Source organism: Chromobacterium violaceum ATCC 12472 (assembly GCF_000007705.1).
GTDB classification, from domain to species: Bacteria; Pseudomonadota; Gammaproteobacteria; order Burkholderiales; family Chromobacteriaceae; genus Chromobacterium; species Chromobacterium violaceum.
The window spans coordinates 4,551,265-4,575,633 of record NC_005085.1; the positions used below are offsets into that span (position 1 = coordinate 4,551,265).

The 24,369-nt window shown below is 67.1% G+C and carries 23 protein-coding genes; 13 read left to right on the top strand and 10 right to left on the bottom strand.

Annotated features, from left to right (window positions below; translation table 11 throughout):
* Nucleotides 1-17 precede the first annotated feature (17 nt).
* From ribB to CV_RS20935, 6 genes are all read left to right on the top strand, one after another.
* On the top strand, nucleotides 18-650 hold the full coding sequence (gene ribB, locus CV_RS20910) for a 3,4-dihydroxy-2-butanone-4-phosphate synthase (protein ID WP_011137762.1): 633 nt from the start codon (nucleotides 18-20) through the stop codon (nucleotides 648-650).
* An 11-nt stretch (nucleotides 651-661) separates the two neighbouring features.
* A complete protein-coding gene (locus CV_RS20915; protein ID WP_011137763.1) occupies nucleotides 662-1,372 on the top strand; it encodes a riboflavin synthase subunit alpha in 711 nt (236 codons plus the stop codon).
* Between the two features lie 85 nt (nucleotides 1,373-1,457).
* Entirely contained in the window at nucleotides 1,458-2,861 is a 1,404-nt protein-coding gene (locus tag CV_RS22445; RefSeq protein ID WP_011137764.1) for a sensor histidine kinase, read from the top strand.
* Nucleotides 2,858-3,346, top strand: coding sequence for a hypothetical protein (locus CV_RS22450; protein WP_011137765.1), 489 nt, complete (start codon nucleotides 2,858-2,860; stop codon nucleotides 3,344-3,346). Before CV_RS22445 ends, CV_RS22450 begins: the two co-directional genes overlap by 4 nt.
* The gene (locus tag CV_RS20930; RefSeq protein WP_011137766.1) at nucleotides 3,343-4,683 is read left to right on the top strand and encodes a sigma 54-interacting transcriptional regulator; all 1,341 of its coding nucleotides are present in this window, start codon (nucleotides 3,343-3,345) and stop codon (nucleotides 4,681-4,683) included. Before CV_RS22450 ends, CV_RS20930 begins: the two co-directional genes overlap by 4 nt.
* A gap of 263 nt (nucleotides 4,684-4,946) precedes the next feature.
* Nucleotides 4,947-5,282: a BON domain-containing protein gene (locus CV_RS20935; RefSeq protein WP_011137767.1), complete on the top strand. Its 336-nt coding sequence runs from the start codon at nucleotides 4,947-4,949 to the stop codon at nucleotides 5,280-5,282.
* Nucleotides 5,283-5,364: 82 nt separating this feature from the next.
* On the opposite strand, the gene CV_RS20940 is transcribed toward CV_RS20935, so the two are convergent.
* The 3 genes from CV_RS20940 to CV_RS24300 form a co-directional block, all read right to left on the bottom strand.
* Nucleotides 5,365-6,111 (bottom strand): substrate-binding periplasmic protein, encoded by a 747-nt coding sequence (locus tag CV_RS20940; protein WP_157760336.1) that lies wholly within the window; start codon nucleotides 6,109-6,111, stop codon nucleotides 5,365-5,367.
* A 104-nt stretch (nucleotides 6,112-6,215) separates the two neighbouring features.
* Complete coding sequence (ruvA, locus tag CV_RS20945) at nucleotides 6,216-6,809, bottom strand: Holliday junction branch migration protein RuvA (RefSeq protein WP_011137769.1); 594 nt, start codon at nucleotides 6,807-6,809, stop codon at nucleotides 6,216-6,218.
* 16 nt (nucleotides 6,810-6,825) lie between these two features.
* Complete coding sequence (locus CV_RS24300; protein ID WP_256595700.1) at nucleotides 6,826-6,957, bottom strand: hypothetical protein; 132 nt, start codon at nucleotides 6,955-6,957, stop codon at nucleotides 6,826-6,828.
* Nucleotides 6,958-7,345: 388 nt separating this feature from the next.
* Here CV_RS24300 and CV_RS20950 point away from each other — a divergent pair, with 388 nt between their 5' ends.
* Nucleotides 7,346-8,098, top strand: a complete 753-nt coding sequence (locus tag CV_RS20950; protein WP_043596867.1) for a trypsin-like serine protease — start codon at nucleotides 7,346-7,348, stop codon at nucleotides 8,096-8,098.
* A 77-nt stretch (nucleotides 8,099-8,175) separates the two neighbouring features.
* Here the strand turns inward: CV_RS20950 and ruvC are convergent, their stop codons facing one another.
* Genes ruvC through amgK form a run of 4 tightly spaced genes read right to left on the bottom strand, consistent with a single transcriptional unit; the run spans nucleotide 8,176 to nucleotide 11,103 of the window.
* Entirely contained in the window at nucleotides 8,176-8,706 is a 531-nt protein-coding gene (ruvC, locus tag CV_RS20955; RefSeq protein ID WP_011137771.1) for a crossover junction endodeoxyribonuclease RuvC, read from the bottom strand.
* Nucleotides 8,703-9,401 (bottom strand): N-acetylmuramate alpha-1-phosphate uridylyltransferase MurU, encoded by a 699-nt coding sequence (gene murU, locus CV_RS20960; protein ID WP_011137772.1) that lies wholly within the window; start codon nucleotides 9,399-9,401, stop codon nucleotides 8,703-8,705. Before murU ends, ruvC begins: the two co-directional genes overlap by 4 nt.
* An 11-nt stretch (nucleotides 9,402-9,412) precedes the next feature.
* On the bottom strand, nucleotides 9,413-10,069 hold the full coding sequence (locus CV_RS20965) for a hypothetical protein (protein WP_011137773.1): 657 nt from the start codon (nucleotides 10,067-10,069) through the stop codon (nucleotides 9,413-9,415).
* Nucleotides 10,069-11,103, bottom strand: a complete 1,035-nt coding sequence (gene amgK, locus CV_RS20970) for an N-acetylmuramate/N-acetylglucosamine kinase AmgK (protein ID WP_011137774.1) — start codon at nucleotides 11,101-11,103, stop codon at nucleotides 10,069-10,071. Before amgK ends, CV_RS20965 begins: the two co-directional genes overlap by 1 nt.
* Nucleotides 11,104-11,176: 73 nt before the next feature.
* On the opposite strand from amgK, the gene CV_RS20975 reads away from it, so the two are divergent.
* The 3 genes from CV_RS20975 to pdxA are packed head-to-tail and all read left to right on the top strand — an operon-like array spanning nucleotide 11,177 to nucleotide 15,726.
* Nucleotides 11,177-13,438: an LPS-assembly protein LptD gene (locus CV_RS20975; RefSeq protein WP_011137775.1), complete on the top strand. Its 2,262-nt coding sequence runs from the start codon at nucleotides 11,177-11,179 to the stop codon at nucleotides 13,436-13,438.
* Between the two features lie 12 nt (nucleotides 13,439-13,450).
* Nucleotides 13,451-14,740, top strand: a complete 1,290-nt coding sequence (locus tag CV_RS20980; protein ID WP_011137776.1) for a peptidylprolyl isomerase — start codon at nucleotides 13,451-13,453, stop codon at nucleotides 14,738-14,740.
* Nucleotides 14,740-15,726 carry a 4-hydroxythreonine-4-phosphate dehydrogenase PdxA gene (pdxA, locus tag CV_RS20985; protein WP_011137777.1) on the top strand — a complete coding sequence of 329 codons (987 nt, stop codon included), beginning with the start codon at nucleotides 14,740-14,742 and terminating at the stop codon, nucleotides 15,724-15,726. Before CV_RS20980 ends, pdxA begins: the two co-directional genes overlap by 1 nt.
* Nucleotides 15,727-15,742: 16 nt before the next feature.
* Here pdxA and CV_RS20990 read toward each other — a convergent pair whose 3' ends face one another.
* The 3 genes from CV_RS20990 to CV_RS21000 are packed head-to-tail and all read right to left on the bottom strand — an operon-like array spanning nucleotide 15,743 to nucleotide 17,700.
* Complete coding sequence (locus CV_RS20990) at nucleotides 15,743-16,246, bottom strand: TPM domain-containing protein (protein WP_011137778.1); 504 nt, start codon at nucleotides 16,244-16,246, stop codon at nucleotides 15,743-15,745.
* A gap of 1 nt (nucleotide 16,247) precedes the next feature.
* Nucleotides 16,248-17,093: a TPM domain-containing protein gene (locus CV_RS20995; RefSeq protein WP_011137779.1), complete on the bottom strand. Its 846-nt coding sequence runs from the start codon at nucleotides 17,091-17,093 to the stop codon at nucleotides 16,248-16,250.
* Between the two features lies 1 nt (nucleotide 17,094).
* Nucleotides 17,095-17,700, bottom strand: a complete 606-nt coding sequence (locus tag CV_RS21000) for a LemA family protein (RefSeq protein ID WP_043596871.1) — start codon at nucleotides 17,698-17,700, stop codon at nucleotides 17,095-17,097.
* A gap of 312 nt (nucleotides 17,701-18,012) precedes the next feature.
* Between CV_RS21000 and CV_RS21005 the strand changes: the two genes are divergently transcribed.
* From CV_RS21005 to CV_RS21015, 3 genes are all read left to right on the top strand, one after another.
* Nucleotides 18,013-21,867: a DUF3683 domain-containing protein gene (locus CV_RS21005; RefSeq protein WP_011137781.1), complete on the top strand. Its 3,855-nt coding sequence runs from the start codon at nucleotides 18,013-18,015 to the stop codon at nucleotides 21,865-21,867.
* A 70-nt stretch (nucleotides 21,868-21,937) separates the two neighbouring features.
* Nucleotides 21,938-22,732: a MerR family transcriptional regulator gene (locus tag CV_RS21010; protein ID WP_011137782.1), complete on the top strand. Its 795-nt coding sequence runs from the start codon at nucleotides 21,938-21,940 to the stop codon at nucleotides 22,730-22,732.
* Nucleotides 22,733-22,866: 134 nt separating this feature from the next.
* Nucleotides 22,867-24,339 (top strand): sensor domain-containing diguanylate cyclase, encoded by a 1,473-nt coding sequence (locus tag CV_RS21015; RefSeq protein ID WP_011137783.1) that lies wholly within the window; start codon nucleotides 22,867-22,869, stop codon nucleotides 24,337-24,339.
* Nucleotides 24,340-24,369: the final 30 nt, after the last annotated feature.

A 24,369-nucleotide genomic window follows, 5' to 3' on the forward strand; every position in this document is an offset into this window, starting at 1 on the left:
TTTTGAGGACCGTTTCCATGAACGCCAACACCGACATCCTATCCCTGCGCGTCCACGCCGCGCTGGACGCCTTGCGCCGCGGCCTGCCGGTCATCGTCGCCGACGACGCCGACCGCGAGAACGAGGCCGACCTGATCCTGGCCGCCGACACGCTCACCGTGCCCGAAATGGCGCGGATGATCCGCGACGGCAGCGGCATCGTCTGCCTGTGCCTCACGCCGGAGCGCGCCGAACGGCTGCAGTTGCCGCCGATGGCCGCCGAGAACGGCAGCCGCTACGGCACCGCCTTCACCGTCGCCATCGAGGCAGCCCAAGGCGTCACCACCGGCGTGTCCGCAGCCGACCGCACCACCACCATCCGCGCCGCCATCCATCCCGACGCCAAGCCCGGCGACCTGGTGCGGCCCGGCCACGTCTATCCCATCGTCGCCCGCGCCGGCGGCGTGCGCGAGCGCCGCGGCCACACCGAGGCCTCGGTGGAGCTGGCGCGGCTGGCCGGCTTCAGCCCGGCCGGCGTGCTGTGCGAGCTGATGAACCCGGACGGCACGATGATGCGCGGCCAGCAAGTGCAGGATTACGCCGAGCGCCACGATCTGCCGCAGCTGTCGGTCGCCGAGCTGGCCGAATGGCTGCAGCGCGAACCGGCTTGAGGAGGCGCGACATGTTCACCGGCATCACCCAGGCCGTCGGCCGCATCGCCGCCATCTCCGAAGGCGAAGCCAGCCGCCGCGTCGCCATCGACTTCCCGGACGGCTTCTGCGCCGGCCTCGCCCAAGGCTGCAGCGTTTCCATCGACGGCGCCTGCCTGACCGTGGCCGCGCCGCCGCGGGGCGAGCGCGCCGAGTTCGACCTGATCCTGCCGACGCTGGTCACCAGCACGCTGGCCGCGTGCCGCGTCGGCGACGCGGTCAACGCCGAGCGCGCGCTGCGCGACGGCGCCGAGATCGGCGGCCACGCGCTGTCCGGCCACGTCGACTATCAAGCCGTGGTCGAGCAGCGCAAGGAATGCGGCGACAACCTGTGCCTGCGGCTGTCGGTGCCGGCCGGCGCGCTGCGCTACCTGTTCGCCAAGGGCTACGCGGCGCTGGACGGCGTCAGCCTGACCATCGCCGACATCGACAAGCAGGCCGGCTGGATCGAAGTGTGGCTGATCCCGGAAACCCGCCGCGCCACCTCGCTCGGCGCCAAGCAACCCGGCTGCCGGCTGAACCTGGAAATCGAGCGCGACACCCAGGTGCTGGTCGACACCATGCGCGAAGCGCTGGAGGACAAGCTGGCGGCCTTGATGCCGCTGCTCGCGCCCAGGCTGGACGAACTGGCACCCGCGCTGTTGCCGGCGGCCCGCCGCCAGCCGGCGCTGGCCGCGCGCTGACCGCAGGCGGCGGCGAACCAATCGGCCTCCCGCCTGTCTGCTGAACAGGGGCGCATCCGCGCCCCTGTTCCACTTTCATGACGCCATGCTCCGCTTCATTTCCTTCCGAGGCCTGCTGTTGACGGGCTTCCTCGGCGTCGCGCTGACTCCCGCCGCGGCGCTGATGCAGTTGCGCCACGAACTGGGCCTGGCCGCCGACAGCGCCCAGCACCACCAGCGGCAAGCCCAGCGCTGGCAGGACATCGCCCGCCTGTCCCAGGAGCAGGCAGTTCAATTCGAACGCGCCAGCCGGCAGGCGGCGATCCTGCGCGACCGCAAGCTCACCGAAACCGCCAGCCAGGCGCGCGGCGAACTGCAACGCGCGCAGCGGACGCTGCGGCTGGACGCGCCGCCCGAGGCGCTGCCCGGCATAGACGCCGCGCTCGGCCTCGCCGCGCAGTTGCAGACGCTTCCGCCCTCCCGCCGCCAGCAGCGCGACGCCCTTTTCCGCCAGCTGAACCGCGTGCTGGACCAACAGCAGCAAACGCTGGCCCAGGCCGGCGAAAAACGTCAGGCCAGCTGGCGCGACGACATCGAGCGGATGCGGCTGCAGGCCAACCGGCTGGCCTGGCTGGCGCTGGCCGCCGCCGTGCTGCTGGCGCTGATCGTCACCCTGCTGATCCACGCCCCGCTGCGCGGCCTGCAACGCCGCATCGCCCGGCTGGCCGGCGGCGCGCGCCAGCTGAATTGGCGGCAGACGGGACCTGCCGACCTGCAGCGCCTGGGCCGGGAACTGGAACAACTGGATTTGCGCCTGGTGGAGCTGGAGCAGCAAAAGACCCGCTTCTTCCGCCAGGTGTCGCACGAGCTGAAAACGCCGCTGGCGTCGATACACGAGGCCGCCGCGCTGCTGCGGGAACAGGTGGCCGGCCCGCTCAATCCGCAGCAGCGCCACATCGTCGACATCCTGGGCAACAACGCGCAGACGCTGCGCCAGCGCGTGGAGGCGCTGCTGAGGCAGGACGCCGGCCCCTGGCTGTCCAGCGCGCTGAACATTTCCGCCTTCCCCCTGCGCAGCCTGATCGAAGACCGCCTAGCGAGCTGCCAGCCGCTATGGCAGGCCAAGCGGCTGACCGTCGCGCTGGACGGCCCGGCCGGGCTGGTGCGCGGCGACGCGTCCAAGGTAGAGACCATCGTCGACAACCTGTTGCTCAACGCCATCCGCCACAGCCCCCCGGGAGGACGGCTGGCGCTGCGCTTCGCGCGCGAGCGCGGCCAGGTCTGGCTGGAAGTGGCCGATCAGGGGGCCGGCGTGCCCGGCGAGCTGCGCGACAGGATATTCGAACCTTTCTGGAGCGGACCCGCGCCCGACGGCGAGCGTCCCGGCAGCGGCCTCGGCCTGACCATGGCGCGCGGCTACGCGCAGCTGATGGGCGGCGAGCTGCGGCTGCTGGGCGACGGCCCAGGCACCTGCTTCCGCCTCCATTGGCCTGAACCGGAGCCGATATGACCCCAATCGTTTTCCCGCGCCGCTGGCTGCCGCTGTTGTCGCTGCCGCTGCTCGCCGCCTGCGCCGGCGTCCAGCCGCCGCCCGCGCCGATACGCTACTGCCCCGGCAGCGACGCGCTGCTGATCTCGCTGGATGCGCCCGACGACGCCGTCCGCCAGCGCTGGCAAGGCTACGAAGCCTGCGACGGCTACCGCCTGCTGCGCGCGCTGCGCGCCAACCGCGGCGACCCCGTCCGCCTGGCCGGCGAACTGGACAAGCTGCTGGCCGACAAGAGCCTGTCGCCGGCCGGCGCCGCGCTGGCCCGGCTGCAATTGCGCCAGGCATTGGCCCAGTCCAAATTGCAAGACCAGTCCGAGCGCCAGCAGCAGCAGTTGCGCGATCAGCAAAAGCGCATCGACGACCAGGCCGCCAAGCTGGAGGCGCTGCGCCGGCTGGAGCTGGACCTGCCCAAGCCCAACGGCCTGAATGGAGGGAGCAAGCGATGAACGCCCCCGCCCGCATCGTCCTGGTGGACGACGATCCCGATCTGCTGTGCCTGGTCCGGCTGCGGCTTGAGGCCGCCGGCCACGAAGTGGAGGCGCTCGCCAGCGCCGAGGCCGCGCTGGCAGCGCTGGCCGCGCGCCGCGCCGACCTGTTGCTGACCGACTGGCGCTTGCCCGGCATGGACGGGCTGCAGCTGTTCGAAACCGCGCGCCGCCGCTATCCGACGCTGCCGGTCATCCTGTTCACCGCCCACGGCACGGTGCCGGACGCGGTGGAGGCGGTCAGCCGCGGCGTGTTCTGCTACCTGGAAAAACCGTTCGACGGCCAGCTGCTGCTGGACAAGGTGGCCCAGGGACTGGCGCTGTCCGCGGGCGACGGCGCCGCCGGCGACGACTGGCGCGCCGGCATCGTCAGCCGGGGCCCGGCGATGGAGGAACTGCTGAGCGAAGCGCGCATGGTGGCCGCCACCGACGCCAGCGTGCTGCTGCAGGGCGAAAGCGGCAGCGGCAAGGAAGTGCTGGCGCGCGCCATTCATCAGGCCAGCCGCCGCGCTGGCCGGCCCTTTGTCGCCGTCAACTGCGGCGCGATCCCGGAAAACCTGCTGGAAAGCGAGCTGTTCGGCCACGAGAAGGGCGCCTTCACCGGCGCCGCCGCGCGCCACGACGGCCTGATCCGCCAGGCGGACGGCGGCACGCTGTTCCTGGACGAGATCGGCGACATGCCGCTGCCGCTGCAGGTGAAGCTGCTGCGGGTGCTGCAGGATCGCGAGGTCAGGCCGGTGGGCGCCAGCCGGCCGCTGCCGGTGGATATCCGGCTGCTGTCGGCCACCCACCGCGATTTGCCGGCCCGCATCGCCGACGGCCAGTTCCGCGAGGACCTCTACTATCGGCTGAACGTGGTGTCGCTGACCCTGCCGCCCTTGGCCGAGCGGCGCGAGGACATCCCCTTGCTGGCGCAGCATTTCCTGCAGCAGGTGGCCGCGCGCTACGGCAAGTCCGTCAGCGGCTTCGCGCCCGACGCCCTGGCCTTCCTCGCCGCCGCGCGCTGGCCGGGCAATATCCGCCAGCTGGCCAATGTGGTGGAGCAATGCTGCGTGCTGGCGACCGGCCCCTTGCTGACCCTGGCCCAGGTGGAAAAGGCGGTAGCCGGCGAGTCGCGCGCGATTCCGACGCTGGCCGAGGCGCGGCGGGACTTCGAACGCGACTACCTGGAGCGGCTGCTGCGCCTGACCGGCGGCAACGTCAGCGACGCCGCCCGGCTGGCCGACCGCAATCGCACCGAGTTCTACCGGCTGCTGCAGAAACACGAGCTGAATGCCGCCGCGTTCAAGGACGGCTGAGCCTGTCGCCGAACAGCGACAGGCCCAAGCCATTGATATGACTGCCCTTTTTCCGCATCGCCATCTCCGCTGTCGCCTGCAGGCGACAAAATCCGGATGGATCGCCGGCCGCCAATCGCAGAAGTCATCGCAAGCCATTGATATAAAAATAAAAACAAGGACTGGCACGGCGATTGCTCAATGACAGGCCAAGCGCCGCGGACAGGCCAAACCGCCGAGCCGCGGCAATGACCATCATCCCAGTCCACAAGGAGACTCATACCATGCGTAAAGCCCTGATCCTCGCCAGCCTGATTCCCGCTCTGTACGCCGGCACCAGCTTCGCCGAGCAGACCCAGCCCGCCAGCGCGCCGGTCGCGCAACAGCACGCCGCCGCCAGCGCCGCCGACGCGGAACTGGGCCGCCAGGTCAATCAAGTGCTCGCCAAGGCGGCTGCCCAACTGGGCGCCAAGGTCGAAGCCCAAGTCAACAACGGCGACGTCGTATTGAACGGCACCGCGCCGAACCAGGACGCGATCTCCCGCATCGCCGAGGAAGTATCCCGCGTGCACGGCGTGAAGAGCGTGCGCAGCCAGGTCAACCTGCAGCCCGCCGGCTAAATCGGATTCTGCCGTCCGTCCCGGGCGGCAACCGTCCCGCATCCGTCTTGCCCGCTGCCACAGCGGGCTTTTTTCGTCGCGCTCAGCGCCACAAGGCCGTTTCGGTCTCCGATGCCGTCATGTAGCGGTTGATCAGCCTGCGCATGGTGCCGTCGTGGTTCATCTTGTCCACCAGCGCCTGCCACTGGCGGATGTCAGGCTCGGGAAACGTCTGCTTGGTGAATACGATGCCGCGCGGGCTCGGCGCGGACACCTTGTCCCAGTCGGCCACCCGCACGCTGTCGTCCAGATTGAATTCGCGCAGCTTCTCGCGGTAAACCATGGGCGTGGAGAAAATGCCGGCCACGCGGTTCTGGGCCAGCAGCCGATACAGCGCGTCCTCCGCCGGCACCTCCACCACCCGGCCCTTGGCCGCCAGTTGGGCGATCAGCGGATCGTAATACTCGCTGGTGCTGTAGCTGCGGACGATGGCCCAGCGCCAGGGCTCCCCCGCCTGGATGAAGCTTTCCATCGAGCGGATGCTCGCCGGCAGCTTGGGCGACAACAGCACGTATTGCTTGAGCTGGATGTAATTGAGAAACCAGTAAATGCGCTCGCGCTCGGGCGTGGAGATCGCCGACAGCGTGATGTCCAGCCTGCCCGCCTCCAGCTCCCGCCAGATGCGGGCCCGCGGCATGACCGCGTATTCGAAGCGGCAGCCGCTGCGGCGGCGCAGTTCCTCGGCCACGTCCCAATCCAGGCCGTTGCGGTCGGTATAGAACAAGCCGATAGGATAAAAGGCGAGGCGGATCGGATGATCGGGACAATGGAAGGACGGGGTGGATGCCATCGCCATTCCCAGGCTCGCCGCCAACGCCCCCGCCGCGCATCGCCACGCCATGTCCGCTCCCTAGTCGATGCAGCGATATACAAGCCGCATCGACAGTATAGGCATCAAACCTTCATCAGGCTCTTCAGGGCCAGGCGCACGCCCTCGCTGACGGTCACATCGGCCGGCAGGCTCTTGGTGGCCGCCGCCGCCTCCTTCTCGTTGTAGCCCAGCGCCAGCAGCGCGTTGACGATGTCGCTCTTCTCGTCCGGCGTGGCGGCGAAAGGCAGTCCGCCCGGCACCGTCAGGTTGCCGCCGGTGGCCAGCTTGCCGCGCAGCTCCAGCACCAGCCGCTCGGCGGTCTTCTTGCCGATGCCCGGCACCGCCGACAGCCGCTTGATGTCCTCGCTGGCCACCGCGATCGCCAGCTCGTCGGCGGTCATGCCGGACAGGATGGCCAGCGCGATCTTGGCGCCGATGCCGGTCACCTTGATCAGCTGGCGGAAAGTCTGTCTCTCTTCCTTGCTGGCGAAGCCGTACAGCAAATGGGCGTCCTCGCGCACCGCCAGGTGGGTGAACAAGGTGCAGGGCTGTCCCAGCGCCGGCAACTGGTAGAAGGTGGTCATCGGCACGTCCACTTCGTAGCCGACGCCGTTCACATCCACCACCACTTGCGGCGGCAATTTTTCGATCAGTTTTCCGGAAAGACGTCCGATCATCTTGGCATTCTCGCAATCAGGCCCGCGCCGGACTGGCGCGGCTGCCGGCATTATCCCACAAGCCGCGCCCGCGCCCATCCAGCTTGTCCGGCAAGGCCAGATGCAGGCGCGCGCCTCGCCGCGGAAAACCATGGCTGGCCGTTTTCATATTCCTCCATGACATGTTCAAATATCTAAAAGTAACTGCGCCTAAAATAAATCAGGTCCGTACTATTTATCGCCAAAACCTCGGTGAATATTCACAAGACGGCTATTTCATTTCAGACCGGCATCGCCTCGGCCAATCATTTAGCGGCTTCGGCGGCGCCGAATTCAAATTCAGATAAAACCGAAAATTAAATGTCATTGAAAAATCCGGCGCGGATTCGGCATTCTCCATTCCACAAATATCTTCGCCGGGCATAATGAATCGGCAAGGGCAAACTAGAAGGAATCAAGAATATCAATACTGGAAATATCAACCCATCCTTGCTGATACTCATTTTGACAGCGGCGGGAAAAGCCGCCTTGATTCCCCATACCAAAGGAAATCATCCGTGAAGAAACCGCTTGCCGTTTCATGCCTGCTGGCATGGGCCCAATTCGCCGCCGCCGCCCCTTTTTCGCCTCAGGAAACCAATTACATCAAGCTGGACTTTCAGAATCAGAATGGCAGCCGGAATATCTGCGGCGGGTCGCTGGTGGGGAAAGATCTGGTGCTGACCGCCTCGCATTGCATCCTGGACAACTGGGCCGGCGTCACCGCCTACTACGGCCGGAATTTTGAAAACCAGGCCAGCGCCCGGCGCGACAACGACCGGCCCAACTGGATCAAATTCGACCATCACGGCGTAGCCGTGGACCTGGCCCTGCTCAAGCTGTCCCAGCCGATCGCCGGCCGCAATGGCGCCCGGATCGTCCCGGTGGTGGCGCAGGAAGATTGCAATGCCGGCATCGGCGCGATGCAGGCCCAGCGAAGGATGGACGACCAGGGCTACCAGTTGGGGCACAGCCTGATGCAGGTCAGCGTCGCCAACATCGTCCGCCTGGGGCCGTCGCCGCTGGCCAATGGCGTGTCCCTGCTGGCCAATGGCAATGTCGGCCGCGGCGGCGACTCCGGCAGCCCGCTGCTCTCGGCCAAGGGCGTTCAAGTGGGGGTGTACAACGGCAATGCCGGCAATGTTTCCGCCTTCGCCGCGCTGTGCAAATACGCCAACCATATCCAGGCCTGGTCGGAAACGCTCAGCCCGGCAAGCAGCCAGACGCCGCCTCCCGGCGACTGGGTGTGGCCGGATGCCCGGCGGCGCTGACGCGTTCGGAAAAGGCAACAAAGCGGCCCGCGGGCCGCTTTGTTGCGGACGGCGGCCACAACCGCCTGGCCGAGGTCCTACACCAAGCGGCCGCCCCGCACCTTCAGGCCCCGCAGCGCCAGCTTGCCGATGGCCCCGCCGCTATGATTCGCATGGGTCAGCGCCACCGCCAGCGCGTCGGCGGCGTCGGCCTGCGGCGTGCCGGACAGGTTCAGCATGCGCACCACCATGTACTGCACCTGCTCCTTCGGCGCCTTGCCCTGACCGACCACGGATTGCTTGACCTGCAGCGCCGTGTATTCGGCCACCGGCAAATCCTTCAGCACCAGCGCGGTCATGCAGGCGCCGCGCGCCTGTCCCAGCATCAGCGTGGCCGCCGGATTGACGTTGACGAACACCCGTTCCAGCGCCGCCTCGGTGGGCCGATAGGTGTCTATCACCTGATGGATGCCGTCCACCAGCACCTTGACCCGCTCGGCCAGCGGCGATCCGCTCTTGGTGCGGATCGCGCCGGAAGCGACGTAATGGCGCTGGTTGCCCACCACGTCGATGACGCCGAAGCCGGTGATCAGGCTGCCGGGATCGATGCCTAAGATGCGCCGGCTCATCTCGTCCAGCCGGAGGCGATGCGGCCGGCTTCGGCCAGCCGCTCCGGCGTGCCGACGTCCAGCCACAAGCCGGTCTGCACCTCGCCGCGGATCCGGCCCCGCTCCATCGCCGCCAGCAGCCATGGCAGCAAGGGGCTGGCCGCGCCGGTCGCCACCTCGCGGAAGAAGGCCGGGTGGTAGGCGGCCAGGCCGCAGAAGGTGTACGGCGTGTCGCCGTCCCCGCAGGCGGCCACGCGCCCGTCGGCGCGCAGCGTCAGATCGCGCCCGGTCTGGTAGCCCGCCTTGGGCGTCAATACCAGATGAGCCTGCGCGGCGTCGCCGTCCAGGCGGCCCGCCGCCTCGACCAGCCGCGCGACCGGGAAGTCGGTCAGCACGTCGCCGTTCAGCACCAGGAAGGGATTGTCTCCCAGCAACGGCAGCGCGGTGGCGATGCCGCCGGCGGTTTCCAGCGCGCAGCCTTCCGGCGAATAGGCGATGGACGCGCCGAAGCGGCTGCCGTCGCCCAGCGCCGCTTCGATCTTCTCGCCCAGCCAGGCATGGTTGATCACCAGATCGGTGACGCCGGCGTGGACCAGGCGCTCGATATGCCACTGGATCAGCGGCTTGCCGCCCGCCATCAGCAGCGGCTTGGGCGTATGGTCGGTCAGCGGCCGCATCCGCTCGCCGCGGCCGGCCGCCAATATCATTGCCTTCATGTTCTTCTCGTTCATTTCGGGAACAGCCGCTCGGCCGGGAAGTCGCCTTCGTTCTCCCAGAAGCCGCGCGCGCTGCGCTCGGTCAGCCGCCATTGGCCATCCTGCAGCTTCAGACGGCGATAGCTGACGCGGAAGGTTTCGCCGTCCCACTCGCCCTTGGCCGGGAAGTCCGGCGCGCAGGACACCAGCAGGAAGCCATCCCGCGCCTCTTTCCAGCCGCTCTTCAGCGCGCTCGCCATCGCGAACGGCTGGGCCGGATCGCCGCCCTGCGGCTGGGCGAAGCGGATGCCGCGCGCGCCGACGGTGAACGGCCGCGCCTCGACGCCGGAGTAAGAGCCGAAACCCGCGGCATGGTCTTCCTTGAGCAGAAACACTGGCTTGCCTCCGTCGCTGAGCCGGGTTCGCTCAATCATGGACAGCCGTCCCACCCGCAGGCGCGACAACTGGCCGCCCTGACTGTCGTAGATGCGCAACTCGGCCGGCGCCAAGGCCGGCTTCCACTCGTCGCCCTCGCTTCCGCCGAAACCGCCGTCCTGCAGCGCGGCGAGCCTGGCATCCTGCCACAGGCACACGCGCAAGGCCTGCGACGGGAAACACTGCCGCTGCCTGAGATCGGCGGCGCCGGCCGCCAGCGGCAGCAGCAACAGGCAAAGGATCTGCCAGCGCATCAATGGCCTTTCACGCCCAGCACCGGGTAGCTGGACTGCAATTCCTCGTCGGTGGCGTCGCGGCCCACCAGGTCGACCAGCAGTTGGTAGAACGGCGCCAGCTCGGCGTAACGGCGGGTGGTCCGCTTCAGGTATTTGATGAAGCGCGGAATCTCGGCCAGATACTTGTCCTTGCCGTCGCGGTGGTACAGGCGGGCGAAGATGCCGGCCACCTTCAGGTGGCGCTGCACGCCCATCCATTCGAAGGCGCGATAGAAATCGTCGAAGGCTTCCGGCACCGGCAGGCCTGCGGCGCGCGCCTTCTCCCAGTAGCGGATCGCCAGGTCCAGCACGAATTCCTCGTCCCACTCGATGAAGGCGTCGCGCAGCAGCGACACCGCGTCGTAGCTGATCGGGCCGTACACCGCGTCCTGGAAGTCCAGCACGCCGGGCGTGCCGGGCGTCAGCATCAGGTTGCGGACGATGAAGTCGCGGTGCACGAAAACCTTGGGCTGGGTCAGCAGCGCCGGCAGCAGCGCCTGGACGCCGGCATCCCAAAGCTGGCGCTGCTTGAAGTTCAGCGGCTTGCCGAGCTCCTTGGCGCAGAACCACTCCGGAAACAGGTTCAGCTCGCGCGTCAGCAGCGTTTCGTCGTATTCAGGCAACACTTCCGGCTGGCTGGCCTTCTGGATGTCCACCAGGGTGTCCAGCGCCTCCAGCAGCAGGTGGCGGTGCACGAACGGTCTTTCGTCATGCTGCAGCGCCGCGAGGTAGGTGACCTTTCCCAGATCCTCCATCACGATGAAGCCCTGGTCGCGGTCGCGAAGGTAAATCTCGGGCACTTTTACCATCGAGAAGATGTCTCGCACCTTGACGTAGGCGTCGGTGCCGATGTGTTCCGGCGGCGCGTCCATCACGATGCGGCTTGCGCCGTCGGGCCAGATTGCACGGAAATAGCGGCGGAAGTCGGCGTCGGCCGCGGCGAATTCAAGCTGGATTTCGTCGCCGGGGTATTGTTCCGCCAGCCATTTCTTGAGCTGTTCCTGTCTTTGCATGTCGCTTTATCGTGGTGCTGATAGAATTGGACGATTTTATACCGCCCACTGCCCCCAAGATATGGCTTTGTGCATGCACAGACAAAAACTGAATCCGCTGGCGCTGGCCCTGGCCGCCGCCTTTGCCCTGAATGCCCCCGCGGCGCTCGCCGATGACGAAGAGCCGCCGATAGCCGTCCCCGCCCCGCCCAAGGAGCCAGGCCAGACCGTGGTCCACGCCGACGACATGGACGGCGAGATGAGCGTGATCCTGCACGCCAAGGGCAATGTGGTGGCGACCCGCGACGACCAGAGGGTGGAATCCGACTGGCTGGACTATTACCAGACCAAGAACCGGGTCAAGGCCGGCGACCGCTTCCGCATGACCCGCGGCGGCGACGTCATCACCGGCACCACGCTGGACTACAACGTGGACACCTACAGCGGCACCGGCATGGACCCGGTGTTCTCGATGGCCAGGCAGAATCAGACCGCGGTCAAGCCGGCGCCCGGCGCGCCGCCCGCCAAACCGGTGACCCTGCGCGGCGACGGCAGCCAGGTGGATTTCCAGGGACAAAACCAATATCGCGTCTACGGCAGCCGGATGACCACCTGCGATCCCGGCGACGAAGCCTGGTATCTGAAGTCGTCGCGCACCGACCTCGATTACAACACCGGCGTCGGCGTCGCCCACAACGCCTGGATGCAGTTCTACGGCGTGCCCATCCTGTATTCGCCATGGCTGGACTTTCCGCTCAACAGCAATCGCAAGTCCGGCTTCCTGATGCCGACCTTCAAGACCGGCAGCTCGGGCACCGAATTCTCGCTGCCCTACTACTGGAACATCGCGCCCAACTACGACGCCACCATCACGCCGCACATCAACGTCAAGCACGGCAACATGCTGGCCGGCGAATTCCGCTACCTGCAGCCCGACTACAGCGGCCGCATCTACACCGAGCAGTTGCCGAAAGACAAGCTGACCGGCGAGTCCCGCTACGCCTGGAGCGCCAGCCATAGCCAGAACTTCGGCCATGGCCTGAGCTTCGGCATGGATTTCAACCAGGTATCGGACAACAACTACTTCACCGATTTCGGCGATCAGGTGGCCATCGCATCCAACGTCAACCTGAACCGGGAAGCCTGGCTGAACTATGCCTTGGGTTGGCAGGGCGGCGGCGGCAACGTCACCCTGCGTGCCCAGCGCTACCAGAACCTGACCATCAATCCGGTCCCCGGCGACATCCCCTACGCCAAGATGCCGCAGCTGACCTTCAACGCGAATCAAAGCCTGCCGTCCGGTTTCTCGGCCAATCTGATCTCGGATCTGACCCGCTTCGACCATCCCTCGCTGCAGAATGCGGAGCGGCTGGTGCTGTACCCCAGCGTCAGCTGGAACTTCGACCGTAGCTGGGGCTTCCTGCGGCCGAAATTGGGGGTCAACTACACCCACTACAACCTGGACGCCTTCCAAGGCAGTCCAAGCCATGTCCAGACCCGCACGCTGCCGATCTTCAGCACCGACGCCGGCCTGTATTTCGACCGCGACACCCAGTTCCTGGGACGAGACCACCTGATGACGCTGGAGCCCAGGCTGTTCTACGTCAACATTCCCAACAACAGGGATCAGAACTCGCTGCCGATGTTCGACACATCGGTCAACGACATCAATTTCGCGCAGCTGTTCACCGAAAACCGCTACTCCGGCTACGACCGCATCAACGGCGCCAACCAGATCACCACCGCGCTGACCAGCCGCTTCATCGACCAGAGCAATGGTCTGGAACGACTGCGTTTGGCGGTGGGCAAGCGTTTTTATCTGAAAGACGATGTCACGCAGACCGTCAACCAGCCCAGTTCCGACCTGCTGCTGTCCGCCGGCGGCGACCTGACCCGCGAATGGCGCTTCGACAGCAGCTATCAGTACAACCAGCAACTGGGCATGACCGAGCGCTACAACGCCCAGTTGCGCTACAACCCGGCGGCCGGCAAGATCGCCAGCGTGCGCTACCGCTTCGGCCGCTACGAACAGCTGGACAACTCCAACAACTACGGTCCGATGCGCCAGGTGGACGTGGCCGCGCAATGGCCGATCGCCCGCCGCTGGTACGCGATCGGCCGCTACAACTACTCCTTCATCGAGCGCAAGCCTATTGAGCGGCTGGCCGGCTTCGAGTACAACGATGGCTGCTGGTCGTTGCGGATGTATAGCCAACGCTACGTCACCGACCCGACCACCACCAAGAACGCGTGGTTCTTCCAGCTGGAACTCAAGGGCCTCGGCGCCCTGGGCAACAACGGCGTGCAGGACACGCTGCGTCTGGCCGTACCCGGCTACACCAAGATTAACGAGTAACAAAGCCTGACCATGAAAAAGACCCTGCTTGCCCTGTTGATCGCCAGCGTGATGCAAAGCGCCCTGGCGGCCCCCGCCACCCCGGTACGCGAAGTGGATCGCATCGTCGCCGTGGTCAACAAGAACGTGATCACCTGGCAAGAGCTGCAGGCGCGCGTCAACGAAGCGATCAAGCAGCTGGAAGCGCAAAAGGTGGCGCCGCCGCCGCGCGAAGTGCTGGAACGCCAGGTGCTGGAGCAGATGATCACCGAGGAAGTCCAGCTGCAGTACGCGGCCAGCGGCGGCTTGCGCATCGAGGACGCCGCGGTCGACCAGGCGGTGGCCAACCTCGCCAAGCAGAACAAGTTGAGCGAAGCGGGCCTGAAGGCCCAGCTGGCCAAAGACGGCATCACCCTGGATCGCCTGCGCGCAGACATCCGCCGCGAACTGACCATCTCCCGCCTGCGGGACAGCGAAGTGGCGTCCCGCGTCAACGTCAGCGACAGCGAAGTGGATCAGGCGATGAAGAGCGCCCAGAGCGCCAACCGCACCGAATACCACCTGGCCAGCATCCTGGTCGCCGTGCCGGAGCGGGCCGACGCCAAGCAAATCGACCAGCTGTCGCAGAAAGTCCACAAGGCCCAGGCCGACCTGGCCGCCGGCCAGCCGTTCGCCAAAGTGTCCGCCGCTTACTCCGACGCGCCCAACGCGCTGAAGGGCGGCGACATGGGCTGGCGCAGCGCCACCTCGCTGCCGCAGGAATTCGTCCAGTTGCTGGAGCAGATGAAGGTCGGCGCCGACACCGACGTGATCCGCACCCAGCAGGGCTTCTTCATCTTCAAGCTGGTGGACAAACGCAGCGGCGGCGCGCCGATGATGGTGGAGCAGTACCACCCGCGCCACATCCTGATCCGCACCAACGAGGCGGTGTCCGAAGCCGACGCCAAGGCCCGCATCGACCAGGTGCGCGACCGCATCATGCGCGGCGCTAAGTTCGCCGACATGGCCAAGCTGTACTCTGAAGACGGCAGCAACGCCAAGGGCGGCGACCTGGGCTGGGTGAACATGGGCGACCTGGTGCCGGAATTCGAGAAGGCGATGGTGTCGCTGCCCATCGGCCAGGTGTCGCAGCCGGTGCGCACGCCGTTCGGCTGGCACCTTATTCTGGTCGAGGGCAAGCGCAACCAGGACGTCTCCAGCGACCACGAGAAAATGGCGGTCAAGCAACAGATCCGCGCGCGCAAGATGGAGCAGGCTTACACCGACTGGGTGCGCCAGCTGCGCGACTCCGCCTTCGTCGAAGAACACCTGGACGAGAAATGATGCCCAAGCGGCCCGTCCTGGCCGTCACCGCCGGCGAGCCGGCCGGCATCGGCCCCGACCTGGTGCTGCGGCTACCCGAGCTGGCGCCGGAGGCCCGTTGCGTGGCGATCGCCGATCACGCCTTGCTGGCGGATCGCGCCGCGGCGCTGGGCCTGAACCTGGAGCTGGCCGATTACCGCCGGGACCGGCCGGCGCCGGCCGGCGCGCTGGAGGTGCTGCACGTGCCGCTGGCCGCCCCGGCGCAAGCCGGCAGGCTGGATCCGGCCAATGGCCGCTACGTGCTCGCCACGCTGGACGCGGCGATAGACGGCTGCGTGTCCGGCGAGTTCGCCGCCATGGTGACCGCCCCGGTGCACAAAGGCGTGATCAACGACGCCGGCGTGCCGTTCACCGGCCACACCGAATACCTGGCGGAACGCACCGGCACGGGAAAAGTGGTGATGATGCTGGCCGGCGGCGGCATGCGCGTCGCGCTCGCCACCACCCACCTGCCCTTGCGCGAGGTCGCCGACGCGATCACCGCGCCGCTGCTGAATGAGGTGATCCGCATCCTGCACGCCGACCTGGAAAACAAGTTCGGCATAGACGCGCCGCGCATCCTGGTGGCCGGCCTGAATCCGCACGCCGGCGAAGGCGGCCACATGGGCCGCGAGGAAATCGACGTCATCGAACCCGCGCTGGACGCGCTGCGCGCCGAAGGCATCAATCTGATCGGCCCGCTGCCGGCCGACACGCTGTTCAATCCCGACAAGCTGGCCGCCGCCGACGCGGTGCTGGCGATGTACCACGACCAGGGCCTGCCGGTGCTCAAGCACGCCAGCTTCGGCGCCGGCATCAACGTCACGCTGGGCCTGCCCATCGTCCGCACCTCGGTCGACCACGGCACCGCGCTGGACTTGGCCGGCAGCGGCCGCGCCGACCCGGGCAGCCTGCTGGAGGCGGTGCGGCTGGCGGAACAGCTGGCCGGCCACGCGGGCAGGCGCTGAAGCCCTGCGAAACGGCTCAGCGCACCACCACCTGGTCCGGCAGCTCGTTGACGAAGGGCTCGCCGTTGCGCGGCGCGTGCGCCAGCAACAAGGCGTGGATGCGCCGCAAGCCCGACTCCAGTCCTTCCACGTGCGCTCCGGCGGCGAAAGCCCGCTGCATATCGGCGCAGATGCCGGCCCACTCGCCTGCCGGCGCCAGGCGGTGGATGCCGCGGTCGGCGACAATTTCTATCCTGCGCTCGGCCAATAGCAGATACACCAGCACGCCGGTGTTGTCCTCGGTATCCCATACCCGGAGTTCGCCGAACCACTGCAGCGCCCGCTCCCTGGCGCTCATGCCGCGCCAGGCGGCGCGCCAGTCCAGCGCCGACTCCACCACGAAGCGCAACTGCCCCCGATGCGCCCGCTCCGACTCGGCGATCTGCCGCTCCAGCCGCTTCAGTTGAGCGGCAGGGAATTGCCGCCGCGCCTGCCAGCCGGTGCTGCACAGGTGGCGCCATGCGCGTTGCCATCGATTCATCTCACCAGTCTCCCGAAGCGCCGCCGCCGCCGAAATCCCCGCCGCCGCCGGACCATCCGCTGCCGCCATCCGAACCCGAACCGCCACCGCCGCCCCAATTGCCCCAGTTGGCCAAGGACAGGCCATGCTCGCCCAGGACCAGGCACAAGCCGGCGGCCATCGCGCCTATCAGCAGCGCCGTCAGCATGTCGGCGCCCAACACCGCCGCCAGGCCTATGCTGAGGCAGCCGATGATGAAGCTGCCGACCAGCCGGCCGAACAGCTTGCCGGCGACGCCGGAGCCGATCAGCAGGAAGAAGGCCAGCAAGGGCCAGCTGTCGCTCCAGCCGCTTCCCTGCGTGGCCGGCTTGGCCGGTTCAGGCAGCTTCTCGCCGTCTATCAGGCCCTCGATCTGCGCCGTCGCCGCCTGGATGCCCTGGAAGCGCAGCCCCTGCTTGAACAGTGGCCGCAGCGTGTCCTGCAGGATGCGCTTGGCGTAGATATCCGGAATCGCGCCCTCCAGGCCGCGTCCGACCAGCAGCTGGGTCTTGCGCGACTCGGCGACGATCAGCAGCAGCGCGCCGTCGTCCACGCCCTTGCGCCCCAGCTTCCAGCTGTCCATCACCCGAGTGCCGTAATCGAACGGCGTTTCCGGATCGACGGTCGGCACGATCAGCACCGCCAGCTGGCTGCCCTTGCGCTGGCGGAAATCCAGCAGTTGCTTTTCCAGCTCGCCGCGCTCGGCGTCGGTCAGGAAAGCCGCCTGATCGATCACCGGCGAGGTCGGCGGCGGCACCGCCACCTCGGCCCGAACCGCGCCCGCCAGCAGGCACAGCGCAAGCCACAGCCAGGACCATGCGCGGCTCATCTCACTTGCCTTGCTGGTCGAAGTTCACCTGCGGCGGCGCCGAGATGGCCTTCTCGTTTTCCACGGCGAAGTTGGGCCGGGTCTTCAGGCTGAACATCATCGCGGTCAGGTTGTTGGGGAAGCTGCGCACGGTGACGTTGTAGGCCTGCACCGAATCGATGTAACGCTTGCGCGCCAACGCGATGCGGTTCTCGGTGCCTTCCAGCTGCGCCTGCAGGTCGCGGAACGACTGGTCGGCCTTCAGCTGCGGGTAGTTTTCCGACACCACCAGCAGTCGAGACAGCGCCGAGCCCAGCTGATTCTGCGCGGCGGCGAACTGCTTGAGCTTGTTCTCGTCGGTGGCCGCAGCAGCGTCCATCTGGATGCTGCCGACGCGGGCGCGCGCCTCGGTCACCTGGGTCAGCACGTCCTTCTCGTGCTTGGCGTAGCCCTGCACCGTCTTCACCAGATTGGGAATCAGGTCGGCGCGGCGCTGGTACTGGTTGAGCACCTCGGACCAGGCGGCGTTGGCCGCTTCGTCCTGGGCCTGCATCGCGTTATAGCCGCAGCCGCTCAACGTGGCCGCCAGCGTGAAGACCAGCAACAGTTTTTTCCACATCTTCGCCATCCTTTCCATATTGCGAAACGCCCGCTAGGAACGTATTCAAAAGCGATAGCTTACCGAAAAACGCCGCCGCGCCGGAAACCAAAAAAACTCATGGCCGCGGGATTGGCGGCAGAAAATGACGCGAATGGCGCCGGGCTTTACGATCCCGATTGAATAAAATATTCACGCCGACGCCCATGAGCGCGCATCATGCCGGACGGCAATATCTTGATCTAGAGAGGAAAACCCCCTATTCAACTCGTATTTTTCGCATCGCAGCAATTACGTTAAACTGGCAGGCACTCCTCTAAATAAAACCCAGCTTGCGGACAAATGACAGCCATCACCAGCGAACAGCGCCTGCGGGAGATCCCGTACAACTACACCTCGTATTCCGACCGTGAAATCGTGATCCGCCTGCTGGGCGAATCGATGTGGCAATTGCTGGACGAATTGCGCGGCGAGCGCAGGACCGGCCGCTCGGCGAGGATGCTGTTCGAGGTGCTGGGCGATATCTGGGTGGTGGACCGCAACCCCTACCTGGTGGACGACCTGCTCGACAATCCCAAGCGCCTGGCCGCGCTGGTGGAGGCGATGCGCCACCGGCTGACCGAGATCGAGAAGCGCCGCGACGGCAACGACAAGGTGCAGCGGATGATCGCCGCCGCCCGCGAGGCGGTGGACGCGTTCGCGCGCCAGTTCGAGGAAACCCGCGCGCTGCGCGCCCGCGTGCTGAAGCGGCTGACCCGGCTGACCCGGCGCGACAACATCCTGTTCGACGGCCTGTCCCGCGTCGCCCACGTCACCGACGCCACCGACTGGCGCGTCGAGTACCCGTTCGTGGTGCTGAGCCCGGACAGCGAGGCCGAGATGGCGCCGCTGGTGCGCGCCTGCATCGAGCTGGGCCTGACCATCATCCCGCGCGGCGGCGGCACCGGCTACACCGGCGGCGCGGTGCCGCTGGACCGGATGAGCGCGGTGATCAACACCGAGAAGCTGGACCGCCACCTGGGCGTGGAGCATATCGAGCTGCCGGGCCTCACCGGCAAGCGCGCCACCATTTCCTGCGGCGCCGGCGTGGTCACCGCCCGCGTGTCCGAAGCCGCCGCCGCCGCCGGCCTGGTGTTCGCGGTGGACCCGACCTCGGCCGAGGCCTCCTGTATCGGCGGCAATATCGCGATGAACGCCGGCGGCAAGAAGGCGGTGTTGTGGGGCACCACGCTGGACAATCTGGCCAGCTGGAAGATGGTGGACCCTGACGGCCATTGGCAGCTGGTGGAACGCATCGGCCACAACTACGGCAAGATCCACGACGTGGCCGAGGCCCGTTTCCGCGTGTCGCGGCTGGCCGACGACGGCAAGACCGTGCTCGACAGCCGCGAGCTAGTGATTCCCGGCAGCGCGTTCCGCAAAGTGGGCCTGGGCAAGGACGTCACCGACAAATTCCTGGCCGGTCTGCCCGGCGTGCAGAAGGAAGGCTGCGACGGCATCATCACCAGCGCCCGCTTCGTGCTGCACAAGATGCCGAAGCACACCCGCACCGTGTGCCTGGAGTTCTTCGGCACCGTGGCCGAGGCGACGCCGGCCATCGTCGAAATCACCGACCTGTTCAAGCCGGGCGGCGCCTGCCTGGCCGCAGGCGTGCAGCTGGCAGGCCTGGAGCACCTGGATTGGCGCTACGTGCGCGCAGTCGGCTACGCCACCAAGGCCAAGAGCAAGGGCCGGCCCAAGATGGTGCTGATCGCCGACATCGTGTCCGACGACGAAAACGCCGCCGCCGAAGCCGCCAGCCAGGTGGTGCGCATCGCCAACGCCCGTCACGGCGAAGGCTTCATCGCGGTGACGCCGGAGGCGCGCAAGACCTTCTGGCTGGACCGCAGCCGCACCGCCGCCATCGCCAAGCACACCAACGCGTTCAAGATCAACGAGGACGTGGTGATCCCGCTGCCGCGCCTCGGCGACTACAGCGACGGCATCGAGCGCATCAACATCGAGCTGTCGATCGCCAACAAGATCGAGCTGCTGGACACGCTGACCGAGTATTTCCACGGCCGGCTGCCGGTGGACAAGATGGACACCAACCTGCCGTCCGAGGAACTGATCGGCGATAGGCGGGCCGCCGCGCTGTCGCTGCTGGCCGTCAGCCGCGACCGCTGGCAATGGCTGCTGGACCATATGGACGCGCCTTTCCACGAATACGCGGCGCGCTGGCCGGACGCGCCGCTGGAAGACCGCGCCGCCCGGCCGGACACCGTGTTCCACGCGCTGCGCGACTTCGCGCTGCGCGTCAGCTGGAAACGCGAGGTGCTGGCCGAGCTGGAGCAGATTTTCTCCGGCACCGCCGCCGCCGGCATCCGCGCCGCCATCCGCGAGCTGCAGCAGCACGTGCTGCGCGGCCGCGTGTTCGTCGCGCTGCACATGCACGCCGGCGACGGCAACGTGCACACCAACCTGCCGGTCAACTCCGACAACTACCGGATGCTGCAGACCGCCCACCGCGCGGTGGAACGCATCATGGCGCTGGCGCGGCGGCTGGGCGGCGTGATCTCCGGCGAGCACGGCATCGGCATCACCAAGCTGGAATTCCTCAACGACGACGAAATCGGCCCGTTCCGCGCCTACAAGGAGCGGGTGGACCCGAATGGCCACTTCAACCGCGGCAAGCTGCTGCCCGGCGCAGACCTGCGCCTGGCTTACACGCCGTCGTTCTCGCTGCTGGGCGCCGAATCGCTGATCCTGGAACAGTCCGACATCGGCGAAATCAACAATTCGATCAAGGACTGCCTGCGCTGCGGCAAGTGCAAGCCGGTATGCTCCACCCACGTGCCGCGCGCCAACCTGCTGTACAGCCCGCGCAACAAGATTCTCGGCGTCGGCCTGCTGACCGAGGCCTTCCTGTACGAGGAGCAGACCCGGCGCGGCGTCAGCCTCAAGCATTTCGAAGAGCTGTCCGACGTGGCCGACCACTGCACGGTCTGCCACCGCTGCGTCAAGCCCTGCCCGGTGAAGATCGATTTCGGCGACGTGTCGGTGGCGATGCGCAATTTTCTGCGCAAGTCCGGCAAGAAGAAGTTCAATCCCGGCACCGCGCTGGGCATGGCCTTCCTCACCGCCAAGGATCCGGCCACGGTCAAGACCATACGCGCCGGCCTGGTCGGCGTCGGCTACAGGGCGCAGCGGCTGGGCAACCAGTTCGGCAAGCGCCTGGGCCTGATCGGCGGGCAGAAGAAGCAGCCGCCGTCCACCATCGGCCCGGCCCCGATCAAGGAGCAGGTGATCCACTTCATCAACCGGCCGATGCCGGGCGGACTGCCGAAGAAGACCGCGCGCGCGCTGCTGGACGTGGAAGACCCGCACGTGGTGCCGGTGATACGCAACCCCAAGGCGGCCGAGGACGCCGAGGCGGTGTTCTATTTCCCCGGCTGCGGCTCCGAGCGCCTGTTCAGCCAGGTCGGCCTCGCCACCCAGGCGATGCTGTGGCACATCGGCGCGCAGACGGTGCTGCCGCCCGGCTACTTGTGCTGCGGCTACCCGCAGACCAGCGCCGGCTACCAGGACAAGGGCGACGCCATCACCACCGAGAACCGCGTGCTGTTCCACCGCGTCGCCAACACGCTGAACTATCTGGACATCAAGACCGTGGTGGTCAGCTGCGGCACCTGCTTCGACCAGCTGGCCCACTACCGCTTCGAGGACATCTTCCCCGGCTGCCGCGTGATCGACATCCATGAATACCTGATGGAAAAGGGCGTCAAGCTGGACGGCATCCAGGGCCAGCAGTATCTCTATCACGACCCCTGCCACACGCCGATGAAGACCCACCAGCCGCTCAAGGTGGTCAACGAGCTGATGGGCGGCGGCGTGCCGCTGACCGACCGCTGCTGCGGCGAAGCCGGCACCTTCGCCGCCAGCCGGCCGGACATCTCCACCCAGGTGCGCGCGCGCAAGGAAGAAGAGATCCGCAACAACCTGCAGGCGCTGACCGGCGGCCAGGCGCCCGCCAAGCCGGTGAAGATCCTCACTTCCTGCCCGTCCTGCCTGCAAGGCCTGTCGCGCTACAACGACGACACCGGCACCGAGGCCGACTACATCGTGGTGGAGATCGCCCGTCACATTCTGGGCGAGAACTGGCTGCCGGAGTACGTGGCCCGCGCCCGCGACGGCGGCATCGAACGGGTATTGCTGTAACGGCCGGTCTTGACCTTGCCCTTGCGGCAAGGTCCACACTGCCTCCATCCGCCACCACGCATTTCGACCCATGCTCACCATCGGACAACTGGCCCGCTGCCACGGCCTCAGCACCAAGACGCTGCGCCACTACGACAGCATCGGCCTGTTCCGCCCGGCGCTGACCGGCCGCGACAACGGCTACCGCTACTACCTGCCGGCGCAGGTGGCGGAGCTGGGGCGCATCGTCATGCTGCGCGAGCTGGGCCTGCCGCTGGACGAGATCGCCAAGCTGCTGCCCGCCGACGAGGCGGCGCTGCGCCGCGCGCTGCGCGAACATGCGGCGCGGCTGCGGGATGAGATCGAAGCGCGGCGCGAGCGGATCGCGCGCATCGAGCGCCGCCTCGACCAAACCGAATGGAGCCAGACCATGATTCAGACACCCGATATCGTCGCCCTGCCCGCCTTCCGCGTGGTCGGCCTCGCCTGGAGTCCCCAGGACGAGGGCGACATCCCGGCCATGTGGCAACGCTTCCTCGAACGCGAGCATGAAATCGCCGACGCCCGTCCCGGCAGCAGCTACGGCCTGTGCCAGCCGCTGCCGGACGGCGGCTGGCGCTACCTGGCCGCGCTGCAAACCGCGCCGGACGCGCCGGTGCCGGACGGCATGGCCGCCGTGGACGTGCCGGCGCAGCGCTACGCCCGCTTCCACCACGTCGGCCCGGTGAGCGGACTGCCCGCCACCTTCCAGGCGATACACGGCAGCTGGCTGCCCGCGGCCGGCCTGGCGGCGGTGGAGGGCATCGAGTTCGAGTACATGGACGCGCGCTTCCTCGCGCCCGATCATCCCGACTCGCTGACCGAGCTGTACATCCCGATACGCTGAGCCCCGCCGCGCGGCCCCCGCCCGGATGCGTGCCCGGGCCGCGACCCATTCATTCCTGTTCACAGCTGACGTAGACGCTCGAAACGCCTATCTTCATATTAGAATTCGCGCTTTCGTCACTCTGAAGGGTAGCCGTGTCCGGCCCATTTTCTCGCTATCGCCTGGCCATCATCGTCGCCCTGCTGTTGCTTGCCGGCATCTTCGTCAATGCCGGCCTGTACTACCGGCAGGGCAGTCAGGACATCCGCCACGGCATTGTCGAGCAAGGGCTGCCGCTGACCGGCGACACCATTTTTTCCGAAATAGACAAAAGCATCCTGCGCCCGCTGTCCGTCGCCGCGCTGATGGCGAACGACACCTTCCTGCAGGACTGGCTGAAAGACGGCGAACGCGACCCCGAACGCGTCGCCCGCTACTTGGCCGCCATCAACGGCCGCTACGGCATCACCGGCAGCTTCCTGGTTTCGGAAAACAGCCGCCGCTACTATTACGCCGGCGGCGTGCTGAAAACCGTGTCGCCCGCCGACCGCGAGGATGTCTGGTACTTCCATAGCCGCCAGATCAAGGAAGCCTACGACATCACCCTGGACGAGGACATGACCAACGGCGGCAAGACCACGTTGTTCATCAACCACCGGATGCTGGACGGCAAAGGCAAGCTGCTGGGCGTGATCGGCGTCGGTCTGCCGCAGCTGGAGCTGAGCGCGCAGCTGGCCGCGCACGAACAACGCTTCCAGCGCCGCATCTACTTCATCGACCGGAGCGGGCGCATCGTGCTGGACAGCTCGGGCACCACGCCCCGCAGGCTGGCCGAGCAGCCCGGCCTGGCGAACCTGGCCTCCGCCATCCTTGCCGGCGGTACTGAGCCCAAAAAACTGGAATACAGCCGCGACGGCAACCGCTACCTGCTGACCAGCCGCCTGCTGCCGGAGCTGGGCTGGCACCTGCTGGTGGAACAGAACGAAACCCTGGCGCTGCAGCCGCTGCACGCCGCGCTGCAGGTGAACCTGGCCATCAACACCACCATCCTGCTGCTGGTGCTGATCGCCGTGCTGGCCACCTTGCAGCATTACCAGCGGCGGATGCGGCAACTGGCCACCACCGATCCGCTGACCGGATGCCTGAACCGGCTGGCCTTTCTCGACCTGCTGCCCGGCTGGCTGCGCGCCTGCGAGCGCACCGGCGCCGAACCCCAGCTGCTGATGATAGACATCGACCACTTCAAGCAGGTCAACGACAAGCACGGCCACCAGATCGGCGATCAGGTACTGCGCGAAATCGCCGACCTGCTGCGCTCGCAGCTGCGCGGCAGCGACCTGCTGATCCGCTGGGGAGGAGAGGAATTCGTGGTGCTGGTGGGCAGCCATGGCGAAGACGACGCGCTGGCCGAGCGCCTGCGCACCGCCGTCGCCCGCCACGTGATGAGCGCCTCCGGCAAGCGGCTGACCGTGACCGTCAGCCTGGGCCTGTGCCAATGGCTGCCGCCGGAGACGCTGGAAGCCGCGGTCGCCCGCGCCGATCTGGCCTTGTATGCCGCCAAGCAGGGCGGCCGCAACCGCGTCTGCCACGCCGCGCCCTATCAGCCGATAGACGAGCCGATCGCATGATAAATGATTACAATATGGACTTTGACCGTA

What these genes read in the sequence shown, in the direction of transcription:
- ribB (WP_011137762.1), top strand. Translation starts at nt 18, where the DNA reads ATGAACGCCAACACCGACATCCTATCCCTGCGCGTCCACGCCGCGCTG.
- CV_RS20915 (WP_011137763.1), top strand. Translation starts at nt 662, where the DNA reads ATGTTCACCGGCATCACCCAGGCCGTCGGCCGCATCGCCGCCATCTCC.
- CV_RS22445 (WP_011137764.1), top strand. Translation starts at nt 1,458, where the DNA reads ATGCTCCGCTTCATTTCCTTCCGAGGCCTGCTGTTGACGGGCTTCCTC.
- CV_RS22450 (WP_011137765.1), top strand. Translation starts at nt 2,858, where the DNA reads ATGACCCCAATCGTTTTCCCGCGCCGCTGGCTGCCGCTGTTGTCGCTG.
- CV_RS20930 (WP_011137766.1), top strand. Translation starts at nt 3,343, where the DNA reads ATGAACGCCCCCGCCCGCATCGTCCTGGTGGACGACGATCCCGATCTG.
- CV_RS20935 (WP_011137767.1), top strand. Translation starts at nt 4,947, where the DNA reads ATGCGTAAAGCCCTGATCCTCGCCAGCCTGATTCCCGCTCTGTACGCC.
- CV_RS20940 (WP_157760336.1), bottom strand. Translation starts at nt 6,111, where the DNA reads ATGGCATCCACCCCGTCCTTCCATTGTCCCGATCATCCGATCCGCCTC.
- ruvA (WP_011137769.1), bottom strand. Translation starts at nt 6,809, where the DNA reads ATGATCGGACGTCTTTCCGGAAAACTGATCGAAAAATTGCCGCCGCAA.
- CV_RS24300 (WP_256595700.1), bottom strand. Translation starts at nt 6,957, where the DNA reads ATGAAAACGGCCAGCCATGGTTTTCCGCGGCGAGGCGCGCGCCTGCAT.
- ruvC (WP_011137771.1), bottom strand. Translation starts at nt 8,706, where the DNA reads ATGAGCCGGCGCATCTTAGGCATCGATCCCGGCAGCCTGATCACCGGC.
- murU (WP_011137772.1), bottom strand. Translation starts at nt 9,401, where the DNA reads ATGAAGGCAATGATATTGGCGGCCGGCCGCGGCGAGCGGATGCGGCCG.
- CV_RS20965 (WP_011137773.1), bottom strand. Translation starts at nt 10,069, where the DNA reads ATGCGCTGGCAGATCCTTTGCCTGTTGCTGCTGCCGCTGGCGGCCGGC.
- amgK (WP_011137774.1), bottom strand. Translation starts at nt 11,103, where the DNA reads ATGCAAAGACAGGAACAGCTCAAGAAATGGCTGGCGGAACAATACCCC.
- CV_RS20975 (WP_011137775.1), top strand. Translation starts at nt 11,177, where the DNA reads ATGCACAGACAAAAACTGAATCCGCTGGCGCTGGCCCTGGCCGCCGCC.
- CV_RS20980 (WP_011137776.1), top strand. Translation starts at nt 13,451, where the DNA reads ATGAAAAAGACCCTGCTTGCCCTGTTGATCGCCAGCGTGATGCAAAGC.
- pdxA (WP_011137777.1), top strand. Translation starts at nt 14,740, where the DNA reads ATGCCCAAGCGGCCCGTCCTGGCCGTCACCGCCGGCGAGCCGGCCGGC.
- CV_RS20990 (WP_011137778.1), bottom strand. Translation starts at nt 16,246, where the DNA reads ATGAATCGATGGCAACGCGCATGGCGCCACCTGTGCAGCACCGGCTGG.
- CV_RS20995 (WP_011137779.1), bottom strand. Translation starts at nt 17,093, where the DNA reads ATGAGCCGCGCATGGTCCTGGCTGTGGCTTGCGCTGTGCCTGCTGGCG.
- CV_RS21000 (WP_043596871.1), bottom strand. Translation starts at nt 17,700, where the DNA reads ATGGCGAAGATGTGGAAAAAACTGTTGCTGGTCTTCACGCTGGCGGCC.
- CV_RS21005 (WP_011137781.1), top strand. Translation starts at nt 18,013, where the DNA reads ATGACAGCCATCACCAGCGAACAGCGCCTGCGGGAGATCCCGTACAAC.
- CV_RS21010 (WP_011137782.1), top strand. Translation starts at nt 21,938, where the DNA reads ATGCTCACCATCGGACAACTGGCCCGCTGCCACGGCCTCAGCACCAAG.